Genomic DNA, 9009 nt, shown 5'->3' on the forward strand with positions numbered 1-9009 from the left:
GAAGGGGATTACATTCAAAGGCTTTGATTTCCTGGGGAACATCCGTGATGCCGATCTGTTGATCCTGGCAGACCACAAAGGCGTATTCAATGGCATTTCTTAATTCACGGACATTCCCCGGCCAGGGGTAGTCCATAAACAGTTTAAGGGCGTTTTCCTTGACCCCGGTTAATTTCTTTCCACCTTCCCGGTTCTGCATTTTGATGAAATGATCCACAATGGTGGGAATGTCTTTTTTGCGTTTACGCAAGGGCGGTATATTAATGGGAAAGACCTTGAGCCGGTAGTAAAGATCCTCACGAAACGTGCCTTGTTCAACCATGATCCGCAGGTCGCGGTTTGTGGCGGCCAGTACCCGGATATTCACCTGCCGTTTTTCGATTTCCCCTACCCGTTCAAATTCCTTTTCCTGGAGTACCCGTAACAGTTTTATTTGCATATAAGGGGTCAGTTCACCGACTTCATCCAGGAAAACAGTGCCGCCGTCTGCGGCTTCAAACCGGCCGATCCGCTCGGTCAGGGCACCGGTAAATGCCCCTTTTGCATGGCCAAACAGCTCACTTTCAAGAAGCGATTCGCTAAAAACCGAACAATTGATGATGACAAAGGGATGAAAGGTTCTTTGGCTGTAGCAATGGATGGCCCGGGCAACCAGTTCCTTTCCGGTGCCGCTCTCTCCCTGGATCAACACAGAGGCGTTGCTCGCGGATACCATTGAAATGGCAGTGTGAATCTGCTTCATGGCCTGGCTCTGCCCGATGATATTTCCGCATTGGTGCTTGCCTTTAAACGGGCATATACCAATGTAGGCATTGGCTTTTTGCGGTTTTTCTCCACGGGGAACCACCGGGGAGTCATCGGGAGGCATCATGCATTTCTCCTTAAATTCAGATTAAACACTTGGTGGGTATCGTTAAAATAATCCTGTGTCAAGCCTGAACTCCTTTTTTCCAAAATGTGCGCGTAAAGTAAAATGCCTGCAAAGGGCCGTCTACTGACATATGGCCCTTTGCAGGTTGTAAATATCAAAGGGTTTCAACCATTCTTAAGATACGAAAGTGGTTTCGAAACATGGTGATCCGGCTGTCCACAAGCTTGAAGCGTGCCCTGGACAGATAATAAATGGCATCCAGCAAATCCGTCGAAGTAAGTATGCCCTTTTCAAAAGCCAGCCGGGTGATGCGAAGATTTTCCTGGGCCTCTGTCCGGCTTTTGTCAGCCACATCCATGTTTTTCAAGGAAACATTGAAATCCAGGAAAAGGTTATCCAGGCGGTTGGTCATCTCCCGTTCAAGTTCGGTGAGGTCGGCCCGGACTTTAACCACGTCCAGGCGGGCCTTTCCCAGTTCCCGGTTTTTACGGAATCCGTCAAACAGGTTTATGGTGCCCCGGAGCATGATCCGGGATTCCTCCCCGGAATTGGAAGTTCCTGGCCCGTCATCACGGGTAAGGTATTGGAACACAAGATCCAGTTTGGGATAAAACTGGGCTTTGGCCGAATTAACGCTGATCTTAAAATCCTCCACACGGCAGCGAAGGGCCTGGATCTCACTTCGGTTTTCCATTAAAAGGGTCTGGTAACGCGCCGGGTCATCCAGAACCGGAATATGGTTAAAACAACCAAAATCCAGTTGGGTTGCCTTTACCCGGGTAACGGTTTTCAGCCCCAGGTTATTGACAGCCTGCTCCTGCAGAGCCCGGGCTTTGTGGACCTGCTGAAGCGCATTGGCTGCTTCCACCTTAATTTTCAGCCAGTCATTTTTTTTAAGCACCCCTACCTTGTATTTTAATTCAACATTGTGCTGCTCCTTGCGATAAAGACTTAACGCATCTTCAGCCACTTCCAGATTGGCCACAGCACCAAATACCTCAAGAAAATCCAGGGCCACTTCCAGACGGATATCCTGTTTGACGCCCTTAAGTATGAGCTGGCGGATTTCCTGCTGTTTTTTGGCTGAATCCAGATCGTTTATGTCTTTGAAACCTGAAAACAGATTCCAGGTGGCACTTGCCCGGCTTTGGAAAAAACTGCGTTCGGTCTCCGACAGATCGGCCTGATCCAGACTATTGTACTGGTATCCCAGATCAATGGTTGGCAGAAAACGCCCCTTGACCAGGAAAACCTCTTGTCCGCTTTTTTCAAACATGGCCTCATGGGCCTTGATCAGGGCACGTTTGTCCATGGCCGTATCCATAAGTTCATCCAAAGTGACAGCCGCAGCCGGTGCGCCTAAAGCCAGCAGGAAAACTGCCGCCAGAGCCAGGTACCCCGATGGCGTTGACCACGGGTTGTTTTTATTGAATATCATCAGTCGCCTCCTTTTTATCCCTCTTTTCCAGCCCCATGAAAAAAGAAAGCAGTGCCGGGATAACAAAAAGGGTGAACAAGGTTGAAACGGACAGCCCGCCCAGAAGCACGCTGCCAATACCGCGATAAAGCTCACTTCCTGAGCCCGTGGAAAGCACCAGAGGTAACAGCCCGAAAATGCTGGTAGCCGCACTCATGAAAATCGGTCGGATACGGGTACTCACCGCCTCTGAAATGGCCGGGATAACAGCCATCCGGCCGGTTCTGAAATTGATCAGGGACTGATGGACAATAAGAATGGCGTTGTTGACCACCGTTCCGATAAGAATAATAAACCCTAGCATGGTCAGTACGTCAAACCCCTGGGGGGAGACAAAAAGATTGACCAGCTTAAGTCCCATGAATCCGCCGGCACCAGCCAGGGGGATGGTAAACATGATGATTAAGGGATAGAAAAAATCTTCAAATAAGGCTGCCATAAGTAAAAAGGTGATAATCAGGGCTGTGAGCAGATTCCATTGCAGGGCCTGCCGGGTTTCGGTGAGCCGGTTGGCATTTCCCGTGACCCGGACTGATGTCCCGTCAAGGTTCCCTTCGGACTGCATGGGTGCAAGAACCTGTCCCCGGATCATTTCTGCGGCCTCCTGAAGGGTTATCCCCTCGGGCGGGCTGACTTCCAGTTTCACGGTCCGATTCCTTTCCAGGTGGTCAATCTGGACCAACCCGCTGGTGTACGCCAGGGTTGCCACATCCCGGAACCGGATGTTTTTGCCCTGGGGGGTAACGATCTGGCAGTCCATGAGCGCTTCAGGAGAGGTAAAACGCCTGTCATCCCCTTTAAGCACCAGGTCGATCTCCCGTTTTCCCTCGGGGGCGTAATCATCAATTTTGCATCCGTCCATCATAATATCCAGGTAAAGGGCAAAATCTTCCTCGGTCAACCCGTTGGCTGCAAGTTTCCATTTAACCGGATTGATGTGCACCTCGGGGTAGGTGGATTCCAGGGAGGGGACCGGCCGGATCTGGGCACCGGGAATCACTTTCATGATGGCCCGGTAAAGGGTGTGCCCGGCATGGGTAATGCGATCCATCTCTTCTCCGGAAATACTGACATCCACGGCCCGGCTGCTCCCGATGCGGTGGTTGAAAATTCCCACCTGAAAGCAGACACCAAACATATCCGGAATGGCCTGGGTAATCCTCTGAAATAAAGGAATAATCTGGCTGCCCTGGGTATCATGGATGGAGATGCCACCAAACACGTTGAGCTTATCAGTGGCCATGTACCAAAGATATTTGAGCATGGGCACACCGTCTTTCTGGTCCTCTTTAAAATAGTCGGCGGTTTCCCGGTAGATAAAATTACCAATCTCTTTTCTTTTTTCAACCGAGGCACCGGGGGGCGGTATCAGTAGGTTGAGAATATAGTTCTGATTACCCTGGGGAAGGTATTCCGCAGGAGGGAGCAAAACCATAGCCAGCAAAACCGCGGCGGCGGTAAATCCTGTCACCGTTAAGACCCGGGTCCATTTATTTCTTAAGGAGAGATGTGAGCCGGACATTAAAACGTTTTTTAGTCCAGCTCCCACTTTTTCCACAGGCAGCCAGAGCGAAGATCCGGCGGTCTGCCTTCCCGGGGTGCCCATGGCATAAAACCGGTTGGTCAGAACAGGGATCACGGCAACGGAAACAAACAGGCTGAAAAGAATTGACGCGGTAACGGCAATGGCAATATCACTGAAAAGCTGACCCGCCTCACCTTTGACAAAAATAACCGGCAGAAAAACCGCCACCGTGGTCAAGGTGGAGGCCACAACCGCCCCAAGCACCTCATGGGCACCTTCACAAGATGCCTGGAACGCGGATTTCCCCATTTTTCGGTGCCGGTCAATATTTTCAAGCACCACAATGGCGTTGTCAACCAGCATGCCAACAGCAAAGGAAATCCCGGCCAGACTTACCACATTCAGGTTCCGGTGACAGACCCAAAGCGCCAGAAAGGTTCCGGCAACGGAGATGGGAATGGCAATGGCCGTTATCAGTGTGGCGCTCAAGCTGCGAAGAAAAATTAAGAGTACCCCCATGGCCAGAATCCCGCCGATGAGGACATTTTTTTCCACAATGGAGAGCGCGGTCCTGATATAGGGAGACTGGTCATACCCCCAGTCAAGATAAAGGTCTTTTTCTTTGAGAATGCCGTTGTTAAGCCCTGTTACCACCTGGCGCATATCATCAAGAAGATCCAGCACGTTTGCCCCATGCGCTTTATATACCCCGATGACAATAGCCTCGGAAGCGTTCTGCATAACCGAAACCTTCTCTTTTTCCCAGCCAAGGGTTGACTGGGCAATATCCCTTAAAAAAATGCGCTTGACGCCATCATCAAAAATAACCACATCCATGGGGTCCCGGGGTGTCTGGAACTCACTGGTGATTCTGAGCCGGTAATCTTTTCCCGCCATGCCCAGCACCCCGGCAGCCCGATTCTGATTGGCCTTGATAATCTTTTCCCGGACCTGAGAAATGGTAATATTGTGCTGGGCCATTTTTTCCAGGTCAAGGATGATGTGAAGCTCATCCTCGGTCCCCCCGGCCACATAAAGGGAGGCTACGCCAGGCACCCGCTCCAGCTTTTGTTTAATGCGGTTGTCAAAAAAGGTCTGGAAACGGTTCACCCCCCGGGTGGCAGTCCCCTTTTTTTTGAGCATCAGCCAGAGTACAGGATCACTTTGCGCCCCTGTGGTGTCTATTTCCGGTTCATCGGCATTTTCAGGATAATCCTCCACTTCGTTCATTTTATTGGATACATGAAGAAGCGCCTGGGAAATTTCCATATTGATATCAAAGGTAAGGGTCACTTCCCCGTAATTGTTATAGCTGGAACTCTCCAGAAGAATAAGCCCGGAAATATCTTTCAGTTTTTCTTCCTGTTTTTCAATGATCTCCCCTTCGATTTCATAGGGAGTGGCCCCGTTCCAGGTGGTGGTGACCGTGATCTGGGGCAGTTCCACATCCGGTGTCAACTGGACGGGCAGGTTGAGAAGTCCAAGAACCCCAAAAAACGCAATGAGCAGGGTGATGGACGCAACGGGAATGGGACGTTTAACCAGATATTTGATCAGGTTCATAGATGCCCTCCCAGGTTGTTCACCGGCTGGTTTTCCATCAGCCGCTGGTTGCCGTCAACAATAACAGCCATCCCTGCGGTGAGATCGGCTGTGTCCGTATATGCGTATGCCCCTCTGAAAAAAAGGATGTTTAAGGGAAGGGATTTTGCTTTGTCATTAATAACCGTATAGACAAAGGATTTTCCCTGGCGCCGAATAATGGCGTCCCGGGGAATTTTCTTAAGTTTTTTTCTTTGTGATGTCGGAATATAGGCGGTGGCGGACATATTTTCTGCCACTGCCGCTTGGGCGGGTATCCGGATTTTTAATGAAACGTTTTTGGTTTTTTCGCAGGCCCGGGGCAGTATTCCCTCCATATGCCCTGTGACCTCACGGTCAAACGCATGAAGGACCACCCTTATAGGGGTGCCGGGCTCAAGAAATTTCAACAGGCTTTCATTGACGGGGACGTTAACGAACAAATCCCCGGTGGAGCCGATCTTACACAGGCTTTTTCCCGGCTGGATCCAGTTGCCCAAGTCAACATCTTTTTCCAGAATAATCCCGTCAAAGGGTGCCCGGATAACGCATTTATTTTTCTTTAACCGGATTTTTCCAAGATTGACCTTTAAAGCGTCCCGTTCCTTGACCAGTTCTTTATGGGCATAGGACAGATGTTCAAAATCCGTTTCACTGGCCGCCTCCTGGTCAAGCAGTTTGACATACCGTTCAAGGTCCTTTTTGGCATGTTCAATACGAAGGTCAAGGCGTTGGATCTGTGTTTGTTTGAGCCGGATATCCTGGTCGGTAAAATCGGTATTAAGCCGGACCAGGATATCTCCTTTTTTTACCGTGGCACCGTTTGAAAAATAAACGTCACTGACCAGTCCGCCCACCTCGGTGGAGGCATTGCAGGCCGTGTCAAAATATAAAATGCCCTGCATGGGGCTAAATTGGGTTTTATCCTGTTCCACCAGCGTTTCGGTCAAAACCTTGGCAGGTGCCGGGCCGGCCAGGGCTGGTTGTCCGAATACCGGTACGGTGAAAAAAATCAGGGACAATAGAATGGTAACGTGTTTCATGGCTGTTTCACCTTTGCTTAAAAAATTACCGGGACAAAGGACATGGGCCCTTCGTCCCGGAGAATCAGAGAATAATTACCTGCCGTAAAGATCATCCTCAAACTTTTTACGGTCCCAGATGCAGCGGTATTTATCGGCTTTTTGCACCTCCAGGATATCGACCAGGATGGCTTTCCCATTCCTTTTTCCAGTCACCCTCACGTTTTGTTTGTAGTAGCTTTCTTTCAAAGATCGGTACAAATTGGGAAGGAAGAAGTGCTCTCCCCCTTTGGTTACCAGAATAAAATTTTTCTCCATGCACAGGAGGGGATCTGTTCTGTCTTCAGCGCAATTTATACCGTTGATGACGCAGTCGGCCCCCTGGATGGTGCCCTCAAAGGTTTCTGCTGAAGCTGAGGTAAAAAAAAGTGATACCATAATACTTGTTAATATCAGGGTTTTAACAAATTTCTTGATCATGATGAGTTCCTTTTGTGTTTAAGGTTGTTGAAAGTATGTTTTACGAAACATTTTAATGTTCCTTAGATGCTTACATAGACAGATTCCGTGCCAACCTAAAAAGTAATGCTGATTTGGGGAGGAATATATTCGCAATTTTAATTTCCACGTAAAGTATTGTGCTTTTAATACAAAATGTTAGCCGGATAATAAAAAAAGATAGTTGCATACAAAAAATTTTAAAATCGAATCAAAATTGTGCAGAAAGAGCCATGCACTTAACGTGTTTATTGAACGTTTAAACGTTCAAAATTGAATATTTTTTTAGGAAAGATGCCCTATTTTTACGGCGTAAAGTAACGTTATGCTGGACATCGTCTTAACGAATTTTGGGCGCGGGATTTATCTTCTTTATATTTCGTCATAAATGGACTGCTTTGGGCCGTATCCCTTTCCGGAAAGGGATTTAAGGCTTTTGAATCATACCAGTTCTTACTTTGGCGGTAGCCGATTCAACGACAATATGTTTGATTCCTATGATTCCACATATGCGGTCTCCATGTGGGCCGTTGGATTTAAGCTCAAGGATATCCGCACCGGAAAAAATCTGACCCATGAGTTTCAAATCATGTATGCAGGGGGAACCGCAGATGATTCGATTTTTCAGTCTCCGGACGATATTCTACTCAATGAGGACGAAAGGGTGCTGGAAATCAATTTCAATTCCAAATATCAAATTATGAAAAATTTAGTCTTTGCAACGGAGTTGGGGTATATGATGTTTGATGAAGATTCCGACTACAACGAGGCGACAGACGGTTCGGTGGAGGATTTCTGGAAAGCGGCCTTTGCCTTTGAACTTAAATTCTAAAATTAACAAAAACAACTAACAGATCCCCGCTCACCTGATGAATGTTCACGACAGGACTAAAAGGACCAGCGCAAAGGCGGTCCTTTTACGTTGAATCTGTCCCTAAACTTTGCATCCCCGCCCCTAATTTTAGTTGAAAAATTATTCATGAGTAGATATAAGCCGTTCGAAAGTTGACGATCAGGTGTTAATCCAGGTATTATTGCAGCAATTTTGACCCTTTGATGGGGAGTTCTGACAGAGAGGGGGGAGGCCTTGTGATATCCACCAGACCCTGCTTCAAACCGAAGAACTGGTGGACCTGGGACGATTAAATAGGGATTCTTAAATCAGGACGCATAAACCGGAACCGACACCATGGATGAAAAGGCATTTAACGCGCAGATCAACGGCACCAGAAATTTCTATCTCCGCAGGGCAGTGGAACGTATCAGGGAGGGGCTGTTCCATCCCCTGGGGGTCCAATGGCTCACTTCGGGAGAAGAAAAGCTCAACCAGCTCTTTAACCGGGGGGCCGCAGCCCTGGAAAATAATTTTGTGGTCAGCTATATCAACCTGAACCCGCGGCAGATCCCTTTCCACGACTTCAAAGAGGTCTACCGGGCCCTGATGGGGGCCATGGTCTTTCCCAATGCTGAAACCAGCCTGGCAACCTTATTAAGGCTGTTGGTCAAGCTCCTGGATCTGGAACAGCAGAAAGCGCCCTGCTGATCCCCATGCTCCAGGGCCCTGATCCGCCATCCGCCCCCCTGCCCGATCCCCTTTTAAGGCTCCCCAACACCTTCCGTCCCTTTTACGGGGCCTTTGCCGGCCTGCGGCCGGTTCAGACCGAGGCCATCGCCCCCATCCTTGAAGGCCGGGACCTCATCGTCCAGGCAGCCACCGGCTCAGGCAAAAGCGAGGCCGTCCTGGCCCCGGCCCTGGAACGGGTCATCACCTCTGGCCGGGCCCACGGGGTTTTATACATTATTCCCACCCGGGCCCTGGCCAAGGACCTCATGCGCCGGTTTGAGCCCATCATCACCGAGCGGTTGAGCCTGATCCTGGGCATCCGCACCGGGGACATCAAAAAGGGAGGAACCCAGCGGCCGGACATCATGTTCACCACCCCGGAATCCCTGGATGTGATGCTGGGCAGCGGCAATGCCGGCCTCAAAGCCTTTCTGGCCCGGGTAGGCACCGTGATCATCGACGAAGTCCATC

General features: G+C 49.5%; 8 protein-coding genes. 3 read left to right on the forward strand and 5 right to left on the reverse strand.

Translation table 11 applies throughout. The annotated features are described in order from the left end of the window. The 5 genes from AB7U36_RS12675 to AB7U36_RS12695 all read right to left on the reverse strand — a co-directional run. On the reverse strand, positions 1 to 871 hold an 871-nt coding region (locus AB7U36_RS12675), incomplete at its 3' end, for a sigma-54 interaction domain-containing protein (protein ID WP_428160131.1). Between the two features lie 154 nt (positions 872 to 1025). Beyond that, positions 1026 to 2309: a TolC family protein gene (locus AB7U36_RS12680; RefSeq protein WP_428160132.1), complete on the reverse strand. Its 1284-nt coding sequence runs from the start codon at positions 2307 to 2309 to the stop codon at positions 1026 to 1028. Continuing rightward, positions 2296 to 5436, reverse strand: a complete 3141-nt coding sequence (locus AB7U36_RS12685) for an efflux RND transporter permease subunit (RefSeq protein WP_428160133.1) — start codon at positions 5434 to 5436, stop codon at positions 2296 to 2298. Before AB7U36_RS12685 ends, AB7U36_RS12680 begins: the two co-directional genes overlap by 14 nt. Then, positions 5433 to 6497 carry an efflux RND transporter periplasmic adaptor subunit gene (locus AB7U36_RS12690; RefSeq protein WP_428160134.1) on the reverse strand — a complete coding sequence of 355 codons (1065 nt, stop codon included), beginning with the start codon at positions 6495 to 6497 and terminating at the stop codon, positions 5433 to 5435. The genes AB7U36_RS12685 and AB7U36_RS12690 overlap by 4 nt, the downstream gene beginning before the upstream one ends. A gap of 75 nt (positions 6498 to 6572) precedes the next feature. Then, entirely contained in the window at positions 6573 to 6956 is a 384-nt protein-coding gene (locus AB7U36_RS12695; RefSeq protein ID WP_428160135.1) for a hypothetical protein, read from the reverse strand. Between the two features lie 454 nt (positions 6957 to 7410). On the opposite strand from AB7U36_RS12695, the gene AB7U36_RS12700 reads away from it, so the two are divergent. The 3 genes from AB7U36_RS12700 to AB7U36_RS12710 form a co-directional block, all read left to right on the forward strand. Further along, on the forward strand, positions 7411 to 7806 hold the full coding sequence (locus AB7U36_RS12700) for a hypothetical protein (protein WP_428160136.1): 396 nt from the start codon (positions 7411 to 7413) through the stop codon (positions 7804 to 7806). 357 nt (positions 7807 to 8163) lie between these two features. Next, positions 8164 to 8517 (forward strand): hypothetical protein, encoded by a 354-nt coding sequence (locus tag AB7U36_RS12705; RefSeq protein ID WP_428160137.1) that lies wholly within the window; start codon positions 8164 to 8166, stop codon positions 8515 to 8517. A gap of 5 nt (positions 8518 to 8522) precedes the next feature. Then, the coding region (locus tag AB7U36_RS12710; RefSeq protein WP_428160138.1) for a DEAD/DEAH box helicase at positions 8523 to 9009 on the forward strand (487 nt) is incomplete at its 3' end.

This window comes from Desulfobacter sp. (assembly GCF_050177295.1).

Bases quoted from the DNA above. Each gene is read 5' to 3' on its own strand.
- AB7U36_RS12695 (WP_428160135.1), bottom strand. From the start codon at position 6,956: ATGATCAAGAAATTTGTTAAAACCCTGATATTAACAAGTATTATGGTA.
- AB7U36_RS12685 (WP_428160133.1), bottom strand. From the start codon at position 5,436: ATGAACCTGATCAAATATCTGGTTAAACGTCCCATTCCCGTTGCGTCC.
- AB7U36_RS12705 (WP_428160137.1), top strand. From the start codon at position 8,164: ATGGATGAAAAGGCATTTAACGCGCAGATCAACGGCACCAGAAATTTC.
- AB7U36_RS12690 (WP_428160134.1), bottom strand. From the start codon at position 6,497: ATGAAACACGTTACCATTCTATTGTCCCTGATTTTTTTCACCGTACCG.
- AB7U36_RS12680 (WP_428160132.1), bottom strand. From the start codon at position 2,309: ATGATATTCAATAAAAACAACCCGTGGTCAACGCCATCGGGGTACCTG.